Annotated in this window: 18 protein-coding genes and 1 pseudogene; 13 read left to right on the forward strand and 6 right to left on the reverse strand. The window is 62.4% G+C overall.

The annotated features are described in order from the left end of the window. Position 1 precedes the first annotated feature (1 nt). Complete coding sequence (locus Q5Y72_RS16135; protein ID WP_305964455.1) at positions 2-346, forward strand: DUF2190 family protein; 345 nt, start codon at positions 2-4, stop codon at positions 344-346. A 6-nt stretch (positions 347-352) separates the two neighbouring features. Here Q5Y72_RS16135 and Q5Y72_RS16140 read toward each other — a convergent pair whose 3' ends face one another. The 4 genes from Q5Y72_RS16140 to Q5Y72_RS16155 form a co-directional block, all read right to left on the reverse strand. Then, a complete protein-coding gene (locus Q5Y72_RS16140; RefSeq protein WP_305964456.1) occupies positions 353-1825 on the reverse strand; it encodes a hypothetical protein in 1473 nt (490 codons plus the stop codon). Positions 1826-1919: 94 nt separating this feature from the next. Beyond that, the gene (locus tag Q5Y72_RS16145) at positions 1920-2114 is read right to left on the reverse strand and encodes a hypothetical protein (protein ID WP_305964457.1); all 195 of its coding nucleotides are present in this window, start codon (positions 2112-2114) and stop codon (positions 1920-1922) included. A gap of 686 nt (positions 2115-2800) precedes the next feature. Continuing rightward, a complete protein-coding gene (locus Q5Y72_RS16150; RefSeq protein ID WP_216034465.1) occupies positions 2801-4066 on the reverse strand; it encodes an SLC13 family permease in 1266 nt (421 codons plus the stop codon). Positions 4067-4200: 134 nt separating this feature from the next. Then, complete coding sequence (locus Q5Y72_RS16155) at positions 4201-5115, reverse strand: LysR family transcriptional regulator (RefSeq protein ID WP_305964458.1); 915 nt, start codon at positions 5113-5115, stop codon at positions 4201-4203. A gap of 185 nt (positions 5116-5300) precedes the next feature. Between Q5Y72_RS16155 and Q5Y72_RS16160 the strand changes: the two genes are divergently transcribed. The 6 genes and pseudogenes from Q5Y72_RS16160 (at position 5301) to Q5Y72_RS20040 (ending at position 11715) form a co-directional block, all read left to right on the forward strand. After that, positions 5301-6374: a tartrate dehydrogenase gene (locus tag Q5Y72_RS16160; protein ID WP_305964459.1), complete on the forward strand. Its 1074-nt coding sequence runs from the start codon at positions 5301-5303 to the stop codon at positions 6372-6374. 8 nt (positions 6375-6382) lie between these two features. Then, positions 6383-7639: a glycerate kinase type-2 family protein gene (locus Q5Y72_RS16165; protein ID WP_305964460.1), complete on the forward strand. Its 1257-nt coding sequence runs from the start codon at positions 6383-6385 to the stop codon at positions 7637-7639. 19 nt (positions 7640-7658) lie between these two features. Next, positions 7659-9062: a pyruvate kinase gene (gene pyk / locus Q5Y72_RS16170; protein ID WP_305964461.1), complete on the forward strand. Its 1404-nt coding sequence runs from the start codon at positions 7659-7661 to the stop codon at positions 9060-9062. Between the two features lie 25 nt (positions 9063-9087). After that, positions 9088-10365 carry a phosphopyruvate hydratase gene (eno, locus tag Q5Y72_RS16175; RefSeq protein WP_305964470.1) on the forward strand — a complete coding sequence of 426 codons (1278 nt, stop codon included), beginning with the start codon at positions 9088-9090 and terminating at the stop codon, positions 10363-10365. A 202-nt stretch (positions 10366-10567) separates the two neighbouring features. Continuing rightward, a pseudogene (locus Q5Y72_RS16180) lies at positions 10568-10834 on the forward strand (Arm DNA-binding domain-containing protein); the annotation flags it as partial. 47 nt (positions 10835-10881) lie between these two features. After that, entirely contained in the window at positions 10882-11715 is an 834-nt protein-coding gene (locus Q5Y72_RS20040) for a DNA cytosine methyltransferase (RefSeq protein ID WP_504222736.1), read from the forward strand. 78 nt (positions 11716-11793) lie between these two features. Here the strand turns inward: Q5Y72_RS20040 and Q5Y72_RS16195 are convergent, their stop codons facing one another. After that, positions 11794-12477, reverse strand: a complete 684-nt coding sequence (locus Q5Y72_RS16195) for a winged helix-turn-helix transcriptional regulator (protein WP_305964462.1) — start codon at positions 12475-12477, stop codon at positions 11794-11796. 241 nt (positions 12478-12718) lie between these two features. Between Q5Y72_RS16195 and pdxR the strand changes: the two genes are divergently transcribed. Next, positions 12719-14515: a MocR-like pyridoxine biosynthesis transcription factor PdxR gene (pdxR, locus tag Q5Y72_RS16200; protein WP_305964463.1), complete on the forward strand. Its 1797-nt coding sequence runs from the start codon at positions 12719-12721 to the stop codon at positions 14513-14515. 87 nt (positions 14516-14602) lie between these two features. Here the strand turns inward: pdxR and Q5Y72_RS16205 are convergent, their stop codons facing one another. After that, entirely contained in the window at positions 14603-15742 is a 1140-nt protein-coding gene (locus tag Q5Y72_RS16205) for a LuxR C-terminal-related transcriptional regulator (RefSeq protein WP_371930853.1), read from the reverse strand. A gap of 118 nt (positions 15743-15860) precedes the next feature. On the opposite strand from Q5Y72_RS16205, the gene Q5Y72_RS16210 reads away from it, so the two are divergent. The 5 genes from Q5Y72_RS16210 to Q5Y72_RS16230 form a co-directional block, all read left to right on the forward strand. Beyond that, positions 15861-16064, forward strand: a complete 204-nt coding sequence (locus Q5Y72_RS16210) for a hypothetical protein (RefSeq protein WP_305964464.1) — start codon at positions 15861-15863, stop codon at positions 16062-16064. Beyond that, positions 16061-16672, forward strand: a complete 612-nt coding sequence (locus Q5Y72_RS16215; protein ID WP_305964465.1) for a DUF6647 family protein — start codon at positions 16061-16063, stop codon at positions 16670-16672. Before Q5Y72_RS16210 ends, Q5Y72_RS16215 begins: the two co-directional genes overlap by 4 nt. Positions 16673-16774: 102 nt before the next feature. Next, on the forward strand, positions 16775-17038 hold the full coding sequence (locus tag Q5Y72_RS16220; protein WP_305964466.1) for a DUF4242 domain-containing protein: 264 nt from the start codon (positions 16775-16777) through the stop codon (positions 17036-17038). Between the two features lie 32 nt (positions 17039-17070). Then, on the forward strand, positions 17071-17829 hold the full coding sequence (locus Q5Y72_RS16225) for a glutathione S-transferase family protein (RefSeq protein ID WP_305964467.1): 759 nt from the start codon (positions 17071-17073) through the stop codon (positions 17827-17829). 504 nt (positions 17830-18333) lie between these two features. Beyond that, the coding region (locus Q5Y72_RS16230; protein ID WP_305964468.1) for an Arm DNA-binding domain-containing protein at positions 18334-18540 on the forward strand (207 nt) is incomplete at its 3' end.

Consider the following 18540-nt stretch of genomic DNA (forward strand, 5'->3'; position numbering starts at 1 on the left):
CATGCAAAACTACATTCAGAAAGGCGACGTCATCACCGTGCCCGCGCCCGCAGGCGGCACCGTCTCTGGCGAGGGCGTGATCGTCGGCAACATCTTCGGCATTGCCGCCTATGCGGCCGCCGTTGGCGATCCGCTCGAACTGGCCACCACCGGCGTCTATCAACTGCCGAAAGCCACCGCTGCGGTTCTGACGGTCGGCGCCCGCGTGGCGTGGGACAACACGGCAAAGAACATCAACGTACCGGGCGCTGGGCGCTTCCCGGTGGGGATCGCAACCGAGGCCGCCGGGAACGGCATCACCAGCGTCGCGGTGCGGCTGGATGGCGTGGGGACCGTGGCGGCGTGAGCAATGTCATCCGTCAAGTTTGGTGATGCCGAGCGTGCGTTCGATTTGCTTTCGCAAGTTCGTCAGACCTCGATGATCACTGGGCGTCTTGGGAATGGTGATAGCATCCAGGCCCTCGAACAGGTCATCAGCTTCCATTCGAATGTGTTTGTTGTCGGATTTCTCCGAGTAGCCATGACGCGCCAGTAGCGACGTCAGTTCGCTCGCAATGCGTTTCGGGTCCTTTGTTGCCCTCGCCAAGTCTTGCGAAAGTTCGGCAAGAGCAGGCGACACCGGAAGCCGATCAAGAACGCGCTGCAGAATCACCTTGGACCGAGTGTCCAACCCGATCTGATCAGCGACAACCAGCGTTGTTCTGGCAGCAAAGCGCAGTCTATCCGAAACCTCGCCGGAATAGATTTCCGGCCCGATACGCCGAATGAGGTTGTCAGCCGAGAACTCTCCCTCATCGGTTCCCACGCTATCGGCCGGCCGGGCAACAAGTGCCTGTTCGAGTTGTTTTATCCTGTCCTGCAGGTTTTCGATCTCTTCGAGGTACAGCTGCTCGCTTTCAGCCGCAGTTAGCCGCGACTTCTCGCTTGAACGCTGCGCCCGCAGGGCCTGTTCCTGCAGTTCGGTCCAATCCCACCCAAAGGAAGGCATCTGGCTCCGAAGGCTTGCTGTAGCCTCCCGAATCGTTGCTGCCAGTTCGACCCCATCCTGGATCTGCCATCCGATGAAGTACCTTCTGACAATGCCTTGGCCCGGTGCTGACAAAGCCACGGTACCACCGTAGGCATTCCTTGCGTCAGTCTGCTCGCGAAGAGAAAACGAGAAGGCACGGTCTGGTTCGACAACAACGTGTGCAATGCCGCCCAGATCATAGGCCAGCTTCTCGATCTCAGTTTGATTCAGCACCCACGTCGACTTGCCGGTCGCGGACACGTATACCACGGGAAGCCACTTAGTGGCATCACCCACGGTCACCGACCTGGCAGTGGTGAGGCCCTCGCCATCATTCTTCAGCCATATGGCGGCATCCGACACCGCGAGCTGGCGGTCCTGGCCTCCCCAGCCGTTCTTGATAAGAGCCTTGATGAGGTAGGGTTTTCTCGGAGTTTCCAGTTTCGCGCCAGCAGTAGTCGCGATGCACTGGGTGCGAAGACGAACAAGATCCTGTCCACCCTCTGCCGCCCCGCGCCGCAGAACACATTCGGTACGCCACACCCGTCCCAGGTCGTCAGGCAAGTCATGTCGCGCGCCAATCGCGGACCAGCCGTCAGCGGTTTGAAGCTCCCGCATCCGGAGTTCTTCGCCGGTAGCCGATCGCACGTGAACATTCGCACCATCCAGTTCCGCCTCTGAAGCGCTTGAAAGGACGGTCTGATGCTTCATACCACGCAACCAGCCGACTACTTCGGAGACGAAGGCGGCACGGTTGGGGCTGGCTCGGACGGGAAATTCTGTTGAAAATGGGAGCATTCCTGAAAGATCAGGCATCCTCTTTGCGGCGTCAACGGAGAATTAGTCACCGCTCGTGGTTGGTGTTGCGGACGCAGGCTGGCTCATGGCTTCAAGCCAGACACCGGTCCTCTTAGGACGCCATGTCGGTGATCTCGCGGAGCTTCTCGAGGTAGTGCTTCAATGTGCCGACATGGCCCCAGTTTACCTCATCCGGGTCGTAGCCGAAGTGGTCGGCGCTGTGAGCCAGCAGCCGAGCCAGCAGGACGTCGATCTCGATCTTGGCGGCGATGAAGGCGTCCAGCGCTGCATCATTGGTCTTGGGCATGAGGGTCCCCGAGTTGGTTGCGAGGACATGACGGCTCTGGTCTGCCTTTGGGTCAAGCTCAATCGGACACGGAACGTCCCACGAACATCCTGCCGATCCCGTGTCGCATGGGTGTTGCACGGAGGAATCGGGAGTGATCGTAAGGGTTTGGAATCTTTGGGGAATGTGTTGTTCTGTGTTGCAACGCAAAAAGCGCCCCTCGGGGCGCATTGTTTCGGCCTAAGCCTTTGATATTTTGTAGGAATTTTTGGTTGCGGGGACAGGATTTGAACCTGCGACCTTCAGGTTATGAGCCGATCAGAGCGGAAATCTCGAAACCTAATGAATTCAACACCTTACGCGAAAACCGTTTGATTTCTCGAGATTTCCTTTCCGACATCCGACCGCATCAAGCGGCTTTGGACGACAAAACCTGCACGAAAACTGCTGTCAAGGGTTGAGGTGGCGTTGAGGTACGCGATTAGCCTACCATCGAGTTTGCGAGGCAAAATCCTACCAAATGACTGGCTCGCATTTCTTTTTGGCGGAACGGTCGCATTCTCCAAGTGACGATCACGCCTGGCCTTCGGCCAAAGGCCAAATCTCATTTCTGGGCCTCCGGCCTGCCGTTCATGCGTTGCAAGGGAATGTGGGCCGTGAGGTTCACCTCACGGCCCAGCAAAGATTGATGAAGGGTCTGCCCTGTTCTACGGGAAGAACGGGAACAGGATCGGCAGCAGGATCATGGCGACCACTGTAGAGACCACGATCAACGGCAGACCAGCCTTTGTGTAATCCATGAATGTGTATTTGCCCGGGCCCAATACCATCACATTCGCGGGCATGCCGATGGGCGTGGCATAGGCCAGCGAGCCGCCGATCACCGTTGCCATCAGAACGGCGCGCGGATCGGCGCCGATCTGGGTCGAGATCGACAGGCTGATCGGCACCAGAAGCGCGGTCGTCGCGGTGTTCGACATGAAGTTTGTCATGACCACCGCCAAGAGGAAAATGACCAGCAGGAAGACGAACATCGGAGTCTCAGGCCCGGTCATGCCCAGCACAGTTTCGGCGATGATTTGCCCGGCGCCGGTCTTTTCCATCGCGGTCGCCAGCGACAGGATGCCGCCGAACAGGATGATCGTCTTGGCGTCGATGGAGCGATAGGCCTCATCCTCGCTGATGACGCCCAGAAGGATCAGCGCAATGGCCCCAATGGCGCCGCTGATATGCAGGCGGATGCCAATCTGCTTTTCAAACACCATGGCGAGGATGGTCAGAACCAGAACGATCAGCGATGCGTTCTTCTTCCACTGCGGGACTGAGGGGCTGGTCAAGTTCAGGCTGTCCGCCGCCATCTCTTCGGTCTTGTGATCGGGCAGCAGCCGAAAGCCCACGGTGGCAATGAACAGGATGCCGACCAGCAGGATCGGAAGGCCTACAAGCGCATATTCGAAGAAGCCGAAACTGAGCCCCTGTTCCTGCAACGCAGCCTGGGCGATCATGTTGCCCGGTGCGCCGATCAGGCTGAGATTGCCGCCCATCGCGGCCGCAAAGACAATCGGCATCAGCAGGCGGGAGCGCGCGAAGCCCGATTTCGCGGCAATCCCGATCACGACCGGGATCAGCACCGCAGCCGTGCCAGTATTCGACAGAACACCCGACATCAGCCCGGTGATCAGCATGATCGCGACAACCAACTGCCGTTCGGTCCGGGCAAAGCGCGTGACCAGCCCGCCGATCTCGGCCGCCATGCCGGTCTGGAACAGCGCACCGCCAATGATGAACATGTCGACGAACAGGATGACATTGCTGTTAACGAAGCCGTCGAACGCCTCGCCCGCGTCCAGCACGCCGGTCAGGACAAGGCTGACGCAGACGATCATGGCCGTAACGGCCAGCGGCACTCGCTCCCACACGAACATGACAATCGCAAAGAGCAGTAATAGAAGCGTAATGTTTGCAGGGTCCATGGTTTCCTCCCAGATTTCCGGTTCTGGCCCTGCGGAAGGGCACAGATCGGAACCGGAATACGCGGGAGATGACCGGCAATAAATTTGCCAGGAATTATATTAAATTTCGTGATAATAATCGGCGATTATTGGTGTCACGCGCTCGCTTCGATCGCCTGCAGGTTTTCGTCCAGCACTGCCAGTAGCGCGTCACGCTGGTCGTCACGGGTACCACGCGCCCAGGCGGCGGCGAGGATCAGCTTGCCACGCGTGGTGCCCTCGGGCAGCACCAAGGGCACGAAGCTGACGCCCGGAATCGCGATGCGGGATGCCCAACGCGGCACGATGGCAAGCCCCGTGCCGGTCGCCACCAGGTTGACGATGGTGTGCTTTTCCTCGGCGATCTGCGCTATTCTTACCGTCAGCCCTGCATCGGTGAACAGCTTTATGGTCAGATCATGCGAATGTGGACGCGAGCGGCGGTCGGGGACGATCAGCGGCTCATCCGCGATATCCTGCACCTTCAGTTCGGCGCGATCAGCCAGGGCATGACCTTCGGGCAATGCGACTACGGCAGTCTCAAAGAACAATGTCTGGAAGTGGATCTTGGGATCGCGGATATCGGGCGGGCGACAAAAGGCGATATCGAGACTGCCGCTAAGAATGCGCGGCAAAAGATGGATGGTCTTCTGCTCGACCAGCTGCACCTCGATCTCGGGGCGCTGCGCGCGCAGAAGCTGCAAGAGCTGCGGCATCAGCCCGGCCGCCGCACTGTCGATGGCGCCGACCTTCAGCACCGCGGTCTCGCTGCGCCTGACCGCGCGGATGCGCTGATCGAACAGATCGGCCTGCGCGACAAGTGCACGGGCGTCGTCAAGGATCGCCGTGCCAGCCTCGGTCAGCGCGACATTGCGAGTGGTGCGCAGAAACAGCCGCGTCTCGAAACGGTCTTCCAAGAGCCGGATCTGCCGACTCAGCGAGGCAGGTAGCATGTCTATCGCCTGCGCCGCGCGACCGAAATGCAACTCCTCGGCCACCGCCAGGAAACACCTGATCTGTTGAATATCCATGATCTCCTCCGCGATCATATTATTGCATTTCTGTATATAATTCTACGCAAATTGAGGGATCGTCTCGCCTGGCGCAAGTTCGTCCTGTGATCGCCGCAGGGCGTCGCAAGGGAGGAGATACGAGGGGCATTCACGGCCCGCCCGGCGACGCATTCGGCCCCATTAACCGAATGAGGAGAAAGCCCATGAAAACCTACAAAATCGCCTCGATCCCCGCCGATGGTATCGGCCCGGAAGTCATCGCCGCAGGGTTGCAGGCGCTGGAGGCTCTGGCGCGCCGCGACGGCAGCTTCCAGTTTGACGTGACCGAGTTCGACTGGAGCTCGGATCGCTACAAGAAAACCGGTGCGCTGATGCCCGAGGACGGGCCCGAGCAATTGAAAGCCTTTGACGCCATCTTCTTTGGCGCGGTCGGCGCGCCCGATGTGCCCGATCACGTGACGCTGTGGGGGCTGCGCCTGCCGATCTGCCAAGGCTTCGACCAATACGCCAATGTGCGCCCGACCAAGATCCTGCCGGGCATCAAGTCGCCGCTGGAGGGCGTTGGCCCCGGCGATCTGGACTGGGTGATCGTGCGCGAAAACTCCGAGGGCGAATATTCCGGCCATGGCGGCCGCGCCCATAAAGGGCTGCCCGAAGAGGTTGGCACCGAGGTTTCGATCTTCACCCGCGCCGGCGTCACGCGGATCATGCGCTATGCCTTCAAACTGGCGCAATCGCGGCCGCGCAAGTTCCTGACGGTGGTGACGAAATCCAACGCGCAGCGGCATGGCATGGTCATGTGGGACGAAATCGCCGCCGAGGTGTCGAAGGAATTCCCGGATGTGACCTGGGACAAGATGCTGGTCGATGCGATGACCGTGCGCATGGTCAAGAACCCGCAAAGCCTCGACACCATCGTCGCCACCAACCTGCATGCCGACATTCTGTCCGATCTGGCCGGCGCGCTGGCAGGCAGCCTTGGCGTCGCGCCGACCGGCAATATCGACCCGGAAAAGCGATTTCCGTCGATGTTTGAGCCGATTCACGGCTCGGCCTTCGACATCACAGGCAAGGGGATCGCGAACCCGGTCGCGACCTTCTGGACCGCCGCGCAGATGCTGGAACATCTGGGCGAGCCCGCCGCCGCCGACCGGCTGATGCGCGCGGTTGAAAAGGTCTGCGCCGATGGTGTGCTGACCCCGGATGTCGGCGGCAGCGCCAATACGCAACAGGTCACGGATGCCGTCGTCGAGGCGATCCGCGGCGAGAACATCTGAGGTCCGCCATGAGGGAGGAGGACGCAAAAGACCTGCTGAAGCGGATGCTGAATGCGGCGATTGCGGCGGCTGACCCCGCCGCCGTCCTCGCCCGGCATCTGCCCGAGAAGCCCGCTGGCCGCTGCATCGTGGTGGGGGCCGGCAAATCCGCTGCAGCGATGGCCCGCGCTGTCGAACGCGCCTGGCCCGATGTCGATCTGTCGGGCGTTGTCGTGACCCGCTACGGTCACGCCATCGAGACCGACCGGATTGTGGTGCGCGAAGCCTCGCACCCGGTGCCGGATGAGGCCGGGCACAGGGCGGCGGCGGAAATCCTCGCGCTCGCGCAATCGGCGGGGCCGGATGATCTGGTGCTGGCGCTGATCTCGGGCGGAGGCTCGGCGCTGATGACCCTGCCGGTGCCGCCGCTGACGCTGAATGAGAAGATGCAGGTCAACCGGCTGCTGCTGGCCTCTGGCCTGACCATCGAGGATATGAACAGGGTCCGCCGCCGCCTGTCGCTGGTCAAGGGTGGCGGGCTGGCACGGGCAGCCGCCCCGGCGCGGCTGGTGACGCTGGCGATCTCGGACGTGCCTGGGGACGATCCGGCGGCCATCGCCTCGGGTCCGACCGTGCCCGACCCGACGGCGGGCGAGGATCTGTCGCATCTGGTCGCGAAACTGGGTCCAAACCTGCCTGATGCCGCGCGCGAACTCCTGCTGCGCCCGGCCGAGTCGCAGCCCACTTTCACGCCTGATTTCCGCATGATCGCCGCCCCGCAGATGTCGCTGGAGGCAGCCGCCGAGGTCGCGCGCAAGGCGGGCGTTACCCCCCTGCTTCTGGGCGACGCGCTGGAAGGCGAGGCATCCCAGCTTGGCATCGCCATGGCGGGCATCGCGAGGGCATGCGCCGCACATGGAACGCCGGTCAAACCGCCCGCCGTGCTGCTGTCGGGCGGAGAGACGACGGTGACCATCGGCGACAGAAAGCCGGGGCGCGGCGGGCGCAATACCGAATTCCTGCTGAGCCTCGCGGTCGCACTGGACGGCCATCCCGGCATCCATGCGCTTGCCGCCGATACGGACGGCATCGACGGCACCGAAGATGCCGCCGGCGCGATCATCGCCCCGGATACGCTATCGCAGGCCGATAACACCGGCCTGAAACCACGCGATTTTCTGGAAGATCACGATAGCTACAGCCTGTTCGACGGGATCGACGCGCTGATCCGCACCGGCCCCACACTGACCAATGTCAACGATTTCCGGGCGATCCTGATTGCCTGAACCCCGAAAGGAACATCCCATGATGCGAGACAGACGCGCCAGGATCGTGGCAACCGTCGGCCCGGCCAGCGCGGCACCCGACATGCTGCGTCAGCTTTTCCAGAACGGCGTCGATACTTTCCGCCTGAATTTCAGCCATGGCGAACATGAGACCCATGCCGGTGTGATCGCCGCCATCCGCGCATTGGAGGCAGATATGGGCGTCCCCATCGGCATCCTGCAAGACCTGCAGGGCCCGAAGATCCGACTCGGCAAACTGGGCGGCGGCCCGCACATGCTGGAGCGCGGTCAGACGGTCGCCTTTGCGCCTGACGAAAGCGCCGACGCATTTCCCCTGCCGCATCCCGAGATTTTCGCGGCACTTCAGCCCGGCCACCGCCTCTTCATCGACGACGGGCGGGTCCGGCTGGCTGCACGCCGGGTGGCACCCGACCGGATCGAGGCTGAAGTGCTGGAAGGCGGCAAGATCAGCGACCGCAAGGGCGTCAACCTGCCCGATACGGTGCTGGACCTCCCAGTCCTGACCGAGAAGGATCGTCGCGATCTTGAATTCGGGCTGGCGCATGGCGTCGATTGGGTGGCGCTGTCCTTCGTGCAGAAGGCCAGCGATCTGGACGAAATTACGCGCATCATCGACGGTCGCGCCGGTCTGGTTGCCAAGATCGAAAAACCCTCGGCGCTGGAAGATATCGACGCCATCGTTGCCAGATCCGATGCGATCATGATCGCGCGTGGCGATCTGGGCGTCGAGATACCGCCCGAGGAGGTGCCGGCCCGCCAAAAGGAACTGATCGCGCTGTGCCGTCGGGAAAGTCGCCCGGTGATCGTCGCGACGCAAATGCTGGAATCCATGACCGCCTCGCCCGCGCCGACCCGGGCCGAAGCATCCGACGTGGCAACCGCGATCTATGACGGCGCCGATGCGGTGATGCTGTCGGCCGAAAGCGCGGCGGGTGCCTATCCGGCCGAAGCCGTCGCGGTGATGGAACGCATCATCCGCAGCACAGAGGCCCACGCATATTACGCCCGCGTCATCACCGCCTCACGCGAAGCGGCGGCAACCCCTGCCGATGCGATTGCCGATCATGGCGCCATGCTTGCCTCCGCACTTGGCGCGCGCGCCGTGGTCGCCTATTCGCGCAGTGGCAGTACCGCCGCCCGGATTTCTGCCCGCAGGCCCTTCTTGCCACTGATCGTCCTGACACGCGACCCGCATGTCGGTCGGCGGATGGCGCTGCTCTGGGGCGCTCAGGCGCTGACCGAGGATTCGGTCAATGATTATGACAGCATGGTCGAGACCGCCCTGCGTGAAAGCCGCCCGCTTCTGTCGGCAAGTTCCGGTGACAGCCTCGTCATCCTGTCCGGCGTACCCTTCGGCCAATCCGGCAGCACCAACAATATTCGCGTCGCAACATTCGCCTGACGCTTCCGACGAAAGGAACAGCTTCATGACCGCCATCATCGACATTTACGCGCGTGAGATTCTGGACAGCCGTGGCAATCCGACTGTCGAGGTCGATGTCACGCTGGAAGACGGCACCATGGGCCGGGCGGCTGTGCCCTCGGGCGCTTCGACGGGCGCGCATGAGGCCGCGGAAAAGCGTGACGGCGACAAGTCGCGCTACATGGGGAAGGGCGTGCTGGAGGCCGTCGCCGCCGTGAACGGTGAGATCGCTGAAAATCTGGTCGGTGAAGATGCCACCGATCAGCGCGCCATTGACGGAATCATGATCGAACTGGACGGCACCCCGAACAAAGGCCGTCTGGGCGCGAACGCGATCCTTGGCGTGTCGCTGGCGACGGCCAAGGCGGCGGCCGAGGCGACGGGCCAGCCGCTTTATCGCTATGTCGGCGGAACCGGCGCGCATGTGCTGCCGGTGCCGATGATGAATATCATCAATGGCGGCGAACATGCCGATAACCCAATCGACATTCAGGAATTCATGATCATGCCCGTCAGCGCGGAAAACATCCGCGAGGCCGTGCGCATGGGCTCTGAGGTATTCCACACGCTGAAAAAGGAACTTTCGGCGGCAGGCCTGTCGACCGGCATCGGCGACGAAGGCGGCTTTGCCCCGAACCTGTCCAGCACCCGCGATGCCCTGGATTTCATCCTGAAGGCGGTCGAAAAGGCCGGCTACAAGCCCGGCGACGACATCATGCTGGCGCTCGACTGCGCCTCGACCGAATATTTCAAGGACGGCAAATATGACATGAAGGGCGAGGGCAAGGTCCTGACTTCGGCCGAGAATGTCGACTATCTGGCCGCGCTCTGCGCCGATTACCCGATCCTGTCCATCGAAGATGGCTGCGCCGAGGATGACTGGGAGGGCTGGAAGCTGCTGACCGACAAGCTGGGCGGATCGGTGCAGCTGGTCGGCGACGACCTGTTCGTGACCAACCCCAAGCGTCTGGCCGAAGGTATCAAGAAGGGCTGCGGCAACAGCCTGCTGGTCAAGGTCAACCAGATCGGCACGCTGTCCGAAACGCTGGATGCCGTGCGAATGGCGGATCGTGCGGGCTATACGTCAGTCATGTCGCACCGTTCGGGCGAAACCGAAGATGCCACTATCGCCGATCTGGCGGTGGCTACCAATTGCGGTCAGATCAAGACTGGCTCACTGGCCCGTTCTGACCGGTTGGCAAAATACAACCAGCTTATCCGTATCGAGGAAATGCTGGGCGCTTCGGCGGTTTACGCAGGCCGGTCGATCCTGCGCGCGTGAGCTCCTTTCGATTCTCGAGGTCCGTTTCAGTGCGCCTCCGGCCTTCAGTAACGCTTCGAGTCCTTTCAACGAAGGCGCCACCGGCACGCCTCCCCCCGACTTCCGCCACCTTCCGCCTCCCTGCCGGTCTGATGGCCGATGTATGACTTGCCATGCGCGCGAGGCTGAGCCTCATGTGGGATGCAAGAAGGAGGCGCTGGGCATGGTGAAGCGATTGAGACTGAACGAGAAATCGGTGCGGGAGGCAGTTCCGGAACCGGGTCGGGACTACCAGATCTTTGATAGCGAGGTGCGGGGGTTCGCGATCTGCATCTACCGCTCCGGCAACCGGGCCTTCACGCTGGATTACCGCCATGCCGGGCGGCAACGGCGGATGACGCTGGGGCGCTGGCCGGAATGGTCCACGGCGGCGGCACGGGAACGGGCCAAGGAGCTGCGGCGTGACATCGATGCCGGGGGCGATCCGCTGTCTGGGACGACATTGCCACATTCGACGGTAAGCCTTGGCGCGGCGCGGTGGATATCGTCTCTGCGGGCTATCCGTGCCAGCCGTTCAGCGTGGCGGGCAAGCGCCGGGGTGCCGACGACCCGCGCCACCTCTGGCCGCATGTCGCCCGCATCATCGGCGAGGTTGAGCCGCCATTCGTCCTTCTCGAAAATGTCGCCCATCATCTCCGCCTCGGCTTCCCCGAGGTCGCCCGAGGACTGGTCGGCATGGGCTACAGGCTTGCGGCAGGATTGTTTACGGCGGCGGAAGTCGGTGCCCCGCATCGCCGGGAACGCCTGTTCATCCTCGCCATCCGGGAAGGGGACGAACTGGCCGACCCCGCGCGCCTGCTCCGGCACCCGTTCGAGCGGCGGGAACCGGACGGAACTCTTGCGCCTCTGGCCGACGCCCCGGGCCCGCGCCAACGAGAACCGGCAGACCAGACCGACGCCATCGCAGGCGGCGGGCAAGCACGGGATGAACCTTGCGACGACGGCCGCGCAATGGCCGACGCCACTGACGACGGATGGCGCGAAACCGAGCGCTGGCAACCGCAAATCGGCCGATCTGACCCATGCCAGCCGGATGTGGATGACGCCGACGGCACGGGATCACAAGGATGGGGCGACGACACTGGCGAATACGCCGGTGAACGGCCTGCTTGGCCGCCAGGTCCTCACGACGCCGATGGCTGGCAGCGATACCTGCGATCAGCGCCGGACCTTGAACCCGCTATTCGTCGAGGCGCTGATGGGCTGGCCAATAGGGTGGACCGGCTCCGCCTCTGTGGCAATGGCGTGGTCCCCTTGGTTGCGGCGCATGCGCTCCGAACTCTGGCGCATCAGTTGCTGGACGACGGGTGATCCGATGGGCTAACAAGCTCAAAGGCAGCTTCGAGCCCAATGTGACATTTTGAAGATGAGCTACGAAGCTAACCCGTGCTAGCCCCGGCCAACAAAGCCGCACTCCAACAGCCATCTGTCAATTGTCTTCGCCAGCACCCGGTCGCCTGTAATAAATATGCGCTCGCGTGCTACCTCTGCCTGCCATGAGGAATAGCCCAGCCAGATTGAGGCAACGGACCTGCTTGTTGCTTCGATGAACAGATCGACCTCGAATTTTGGGTCCTTCTTGCAAAGATCAACCTCGCCACGGGGCATTGCGATCAGCCAGTAATGCTCCTGATCGCCAGTGCAATCCGTGAAGTGAAAGCGAACGACGGTCCTGCGTTTGGGCAGGGCGGACGGATCGATCTTCCTGCGCAGATTCCACATCAGATAGTCCGGGTTCAGATCGCCGAGCGCCACATCAGCCCGCATGTGTCGCCGTGCCCATCTACCAAGCTGATCGATGATCGGCTCCAGTTCGACAGCCATTGGGGTTCGCAGATAATCCACAGCGTCCTTGGCTGGATCGTGCAGCCTCTCGATCAACCCCTGCGCTTCCATATCCTTGAGGCGTCTGGATAGCAGGCTTGGCGAAATTCCCGGCACACCACGACGCAACTCATTAAACCGCGTTGAACCATTCCACATTTCAAGTAAAATCAGCAATGTCCAGCGTGGCTCCAACGCCTCGCAGGCCATCGCAAGCGGGCAAAAGAGATTGTAGCCTTTCTCACCCATTTCCCTGTCCTCCTGCCAAGCCAGCTTAACCGCCGGCAGCCACTTTCACCTAGTTCTGATACTGTACCGGCGGCGATACCGTCCATTCACTGGCCGGAAAGCAGCCCTGCGGCGAAACTGGTCAGCATCAAAGGCCCGTAACTTGTCAGATGGGGTGACGCCATGAGACATATCTACGATCGAAATCGACGATCTATGGAGGCAGCCCGAGCGAAAGTCTTTCAGGGGGCACTTCGATCGATTGTTGCAATCTGGCGGCGTCGGCGGATTGCCACTCGAACATCCAGCCGTTCCAATCCCAGAATATCCCGCAGCTAGGAAAACTGTTCGCCGGAAGCGAGGTGTGCTTTGTCCCGCTTTGCCGCCATTTGACGGGCGGATCCTATGGAATCGTAGCGTCAACATGCCCGGCGAACCGATATCCCTCACTCCTTTCTGTGACGAAGGCTACAGGTCTCTTGTCATGGCGTTTGTCATTCACCGTAGACCGACGGCGGCGGGATGCACGCGAATATGTGCTATCCTGAGCATCAAGGCTTGCTGGAAGCATGGATCAACGCTGATGGAAAAGCGGTCGTCCCGACAGAACGCGCTGCTGAACTGGATCGTTCTGGAGCGTCAGAGTCCGGTTCCGCTGTACCACCAGATCGTCGAGCAGCTTCGTCTTGCAATGGTCGAGGGAAACCTGCGCCCGGGCAGCTATTTGCCCGCTTCACGCGCCTTCGCGCGTGATCTGGGCGTCTCGCGCAACACTTGCGCGAGGGCCTATGATCAGCTTGTGGCCGACGGCTTTCTGGAGTCTATTCGCGGGTCCGGCACGCGCGTCGCGCCGTCGCAGGCCCCCCTGGGATCGGAAACCGCCCAAGAGACCCGGGCACTGTTCCGAACCCTGCGCGCGCATGAGGAGTTTCGGCCGCAGGATCTCGACGAATATATCGGCGAACCGGCGGCGCTGGCCTTTCAGCCGGGCATCCCGGCGCTGGATGCCTTCCCTCGGCTGAAATGGTCCCGCCTGCTGCGCCAACATGCGCTGCGAGGCGATCAGTCCATTCTCGACTACGCGCATCCGGGCGGCTATGCCCCCTTGCGGCAGGAACTGGCCAAGTATCTGACCATGTCGCGGGGCGTGGTCTGCCGTGCCGAGCAGGTCATCGTGGTGACATCGACCCGCGCCGCCATTCGCGCGATTGCCAGCATCATGTGGCCGCGCGCATCGCGGATCATGGTCGAGGATCCGGGCTATGTCGTGGCCAAGCGTGCGCTGGCGAGCCTCGGTCACGACCTCTTGCTGGTGCCGGTGGATGACAGCGGCGCCCGCATCGATGACCTCATCAGGCGCAGGATCGATTGTGCCGGCGCCTATCTGACCCCGGCGCATCAATGGCCGACCGGCACCACCCTGTCGGACGAACGGCGAGCCACGCTGCTGGACTGGGCGGCGCGCAGCAAGGCCTGGATCATCGAGGACGACTATGACAGCGAGTTCCGTCTTGACGGCCCACCGCTACCAACCCTTCATTCGCGGGGTCCGGGTCAGGTCCTTTATGTCGGGACCTTCTCGAAGGTCTTGGTCCCGGCCATACGGACCGCCTATTTCGTGGTTCCAGCCGATCTGGTCGAGCGTTTCGAGACCGAGGTCTTTCGTCAGGGCGTCGAGCCGGCCCTGCATATTCAGGCCGCCTTGGCGGACCTGATCCGCGACGGCACCTTCGCCAGCCATATCACCCGGATGCGCAAACGCTACCGATCGAGCCGCGCCCGGCTGATCGAGGCGCTGCGCCGGCATTTCGGCGACCTGCTACGGATCGAATGCCCGGCTGGCGGATTGCAGATCATCGCGCATCTTCCGGCTGGCGTCTCGGCCATAGAGGCGGCCCGCCTCGCGGCCGCTGCCGGTCTCGTCGCCCGTCCGATGGGTGTCTATTGCTATGCTGGCGGCGCACCCGAAGCGTTGCATTTGGGTTTTGCGGCGGTTCCGGCCGAGGACATCGACCATATGATCATGCGTCTGCGAGAAGCGGTCAGGCCATGCCTTTAACCAGTCTGATGCAGCTGCGTCGCATTGCCCCGCACCCGCCAGGAAGATTGCCGCGCCGGCTGGCCTATGGACGGCAGGCGCCGCGCCTCAGCCAAGCACCCGATAAACATTGGCGCGATAGATTGCCGCCGCGGTGGTCGGCGCCGCAAAGACCTGTCGTGTCTCCGACAGCAGCTTCTCGACCGCCCGGCGCGAGATGCCCATGCGCGCCGCGCTCTCAGCTGCGCCAAGGCCACGCGCCGAATCCTGCAGCGCCTCGCGCATCCGTGCGCTGAGCGGCACGAATTCGCGCAGTAGGGCCCGTTCCTGGATGGCCTGCCAGAAGGTCGCGCTCATCATGTATTGCAGACGGCGGTAATGATCTTCATGCCGCATCGCATCGTCGGCGGCACCCGACCGGAAACCGAACGGCAGGGCAAAACTTGCGCCTGTCGCAGGATCCTGCATGACGGTTCCAAGGATGCAACGATAGCCGTGATCGGGCAATGCGCTGGCAAAATCGTACATCCCGCGCGAATGCCGCGGCAGATTTGGCGCAGGGACACGATCTGTCTTCAATGAGAGCCAGCCGCCTCCGTTCGCCAACCATCCCGCGAAGGGGTCAGCCTCCATTCCCCCTGCATCACCATAGAGGCCAAGCAACTCGTCGGGCAATGACATCGCGATCATCCGCGCGCCCGTCGTCAACCTGCCTTTCGGGGCGGCATGAACCGCGAACTGCACCGATGAAGCCCCCTGGCGCGCGATGTGCCGCCGCAGGACGAACCAGGCGTCCGCAAAGCACGGGCAGGACCGCAGGTCGGAGGCCAGGTCCTCACAAGCCTGCAGCACATGGCGATCATTGACCAGTCTCGCTTCAACGGGATCGGGACAGGCCTGAATCGCCGGGCCGATCTCGCCGCGCGCCACCCACAGCGCCACGGCTTCGGCGGTGCGTGAAGCGCCCAGCTTCGCGCGCGCACTTGCCAGCAGCTTGTTGACGGTCGAGCCGCTGATGCCAAGCCGCTCTCCCGCCTCGAGTGCCGTCAAGCCACGGGCGGCGAGATCGAGGCACGCTCGTTCGCGCGGTGACAGCGCGCTCGGGTTTCCCAGTCTGTCGTGGGGCCAGGACACACCGCCCCCTTTCTGCACCCGCAACGGAATTTCGTGCGGAAATCCGAACCTTTGCTGCCCGATCTGGCCATGTTCATTAGACCACGGATGCACAATACTACGCAATATGTTCACCTGGCGGTGTGACCGGCCCGCTGAACCGGTGCCAAACTGGCCCTCTGCCGGGGCAGGTCATTTCGCTAGACTGAAACCTCATCCAACGCGAGCTCGCCCCCACCCCGTGGAGGGCAACATGATTGAATTCATCCTTGTCGCCTGCCTGTCAGGCGCACCAGAGAACTGCCGTACCGAGACCCGCCTGCTGACCGACCTGACGCTGATCCAGTGCATGACCAGCATGCAGTTTCTGGCGGCGGACTGGGCCAGTGACCATCCGGACTGGCGGGTGCAGCGGCATTTCTGTCGGGTATTCGACCCCACGCGAGCCGACGCATGACAGCGCCACAGATCACGGAAGGTAACGGATTTCTTCCGGCTTCCGATCGCCAGCGCGGTCATGTGATCTCGCAGCAGAGCCAGGGCCCTGACCAGCCTTTGCCGGGGGATTATACCGCCGGCATTGTCGTCACAGCCGCCCTCTGCCTCAGCGCCGCGTTTGGCGCGGCTCACGCAGGGCAGCCATCAGAACCATCACTTCTGGAGACAATCGAACTGTGGCTGGTCGCAAATTTTGACCTCCCGGCGGCGGAAAACCCCCCGGCGCTGGGGACCATGACTGCCGCCGATCTGGTTGCGCTCCGCTACGGACCGGACAGCTCCGTCAGCCCGGGTGACGTGGTTGCCGCCTATGATCATGGCAGCCGGACGATCTATCTGATCGATGGCTGGAGGGGGCATGACGCGGCCGAGCTTTCGGTACTGGTCCACGAAATGGTCCACCACCTGCAGGCTTCTGCCGACATGAGATTCGCATGTCCGGCCGAGCGGGAAAGGCTTGCCTATGAGGCGCAGGACGCCTGGCTGCAGCTCTTTGGGGAGAACTTAACCAGCGCGGTCAACATCGATCCCGCAGCCTTGCTCGTTTCGAGCGTCTGCACGCATTGAGGCTCGGATGCTCGATGGAATGGCCCCTGAACCTGAAAGCCGGCGACCTGCCGGAAACGCAGCATGAGAAAGGATAATCCGATGACAGAGTTGAAACGCTTCATGATCGAGCGCGACATTCCGGCGATTGGCCAGATGTCGGCTGCCGAGCTTTGCGGGGCCGCTCGCGCGTCAAATCAGGCGCTGGAACGGATCGGCAACGGCATTCAGTGGGTGCAAAGCTTTGTGGCGCGCGACAAGACCTTCTGCGTCTATCTGGCCGAGAGCGAGGACGCGATCATCAGGCACTCGGAATTGTCGGGCATCCCGGTCGCCGCGATCACGGAGATTCCGCAGGTGATCGATCCGCTCACGGCCAAGAGTTGATCCTTTCCGGCTGAACCCATGGGGTGGTCGGCTTGTCCGGTGGCGAACTGACGGTCGGGTCTTCGGCCAGATCATCCGGCCAGAACAGGGATCGGCCCATCGATGCAGGCCGTCCGGCATTGGGTGAAACGGCAGAACGGAGGTCTGAATTGGCTCAGGTCGCGGCAGGTGATTACCGCCTTTTCTGGGAGAAGATGTCCGGGGCGATGGTAATCGAGATTCTGCTGGAAGAGATGCAGCTTCCCTATCGGCGCGTCGCGATCGACATGGCGGCCGGCGCGCACCGGTCGCCGGCCTATCTGGCGGTGAACCCGACCGGGCAGGTTCCCGCCCTGGCATTCTCGACGGGCGAGGTCATCGGAGAGACCGCCGCGATCATCATTGCCCTGGGCGAACATCACCCGGACACGCCGCTGGTTCCCGGCCCCGACCACCCCGACAGGGCGACATTCCTGCGCTGGCTCATCTACATGGCCGCTGGCCCCCATATGGCCTTTGTTCAGTTCAACCACCCCGAGCGGTTTCTGGACGATCCGCGAACCCATCCGGCCCTGATCGACAATGCAAGAAAACGGTTGCTCGACCAGTTCACGCTACTCGATCAGGCCATCGCCGGCACGCCGTTCTTTCTGGCTGAGGGGATCAGCGCGCTGGATCTCTATGTCTATATGCTGATCGAGTTCTTTGGCGACAATCCCATCGCGCTGGCTGCCAAACCCTGTCTGACAAGCCTGCATGCGGCAGTGTCAAAACGGGACAGCGTCGCGCGCCTGCGCCCGCGTCACGATTGACGATCCGGCGGTGGCAGGGCCAATGCAGCTCCGGTCAGTTAGCCCAGATGGACACGCGGGCCCAATGATGTGTTCTTGTACTGGTAGATATGCGGAAACGCGGCATTGTCAGTTTTGAATTTCAGGCCGGGAAGAAGGTGCCGCAGCCGCACACAGAAATTCCCTTGTCCTGAGCGATCCAACGTCGCAAATTGCCACATGCGCCATGGATAAGCTTTGTATTCGCACCCCCGACGAACTTCCGCTGACCAGTCCAATGTGCCTGCTATTGTAAAGGCTCCGCCGTAGTGCGCGCGAACAGCGGCTGTTGCCAATTGCCGCAGTTGCGAAGCCTACCGCCGCATGTCGGCTCACCGCCCGCTTTCCTCATATACTCACCCAACCGGCACGCCTCCCACCGACTTCCGCCACCTTCCGCCTCCCCGCCGGTCTGGATGCTGATGTATGACTTGCCATGCGCGCGAGGCTGAGCCTCATGTGGGATGCAATAAGGAGGCGCTGGGCATGGTGAAGCGATTGAGACTGAACGAGAAGTCGGTGCGGGAGGCGGCGCCGGAACCGGGCCGGGATTATCAGATTTTCGATAGCGAGGTGCGGGGATTTGCCATCTGCATCTACCGCTCCGGCAACCGGGCCTTCACGCTGGATTACCGCCATGCCGGGCGGCAGCGGCGGATGACGCTGGGGCGCTGGCCGGAATGGTCGACGGCG

The sequence above is a fragment of the Paracoccus spongiarum genome, from assembly GCF_030732095.1.
In the GTDB taxonomy this organism is placed as follows: domain Bacteria; phylum Pseudomonadota; class Alphaproteobacteria; order Rhodobacterales; family Rhodobacteraceae; genus Paracoccus; species Paracoccus spongiarum.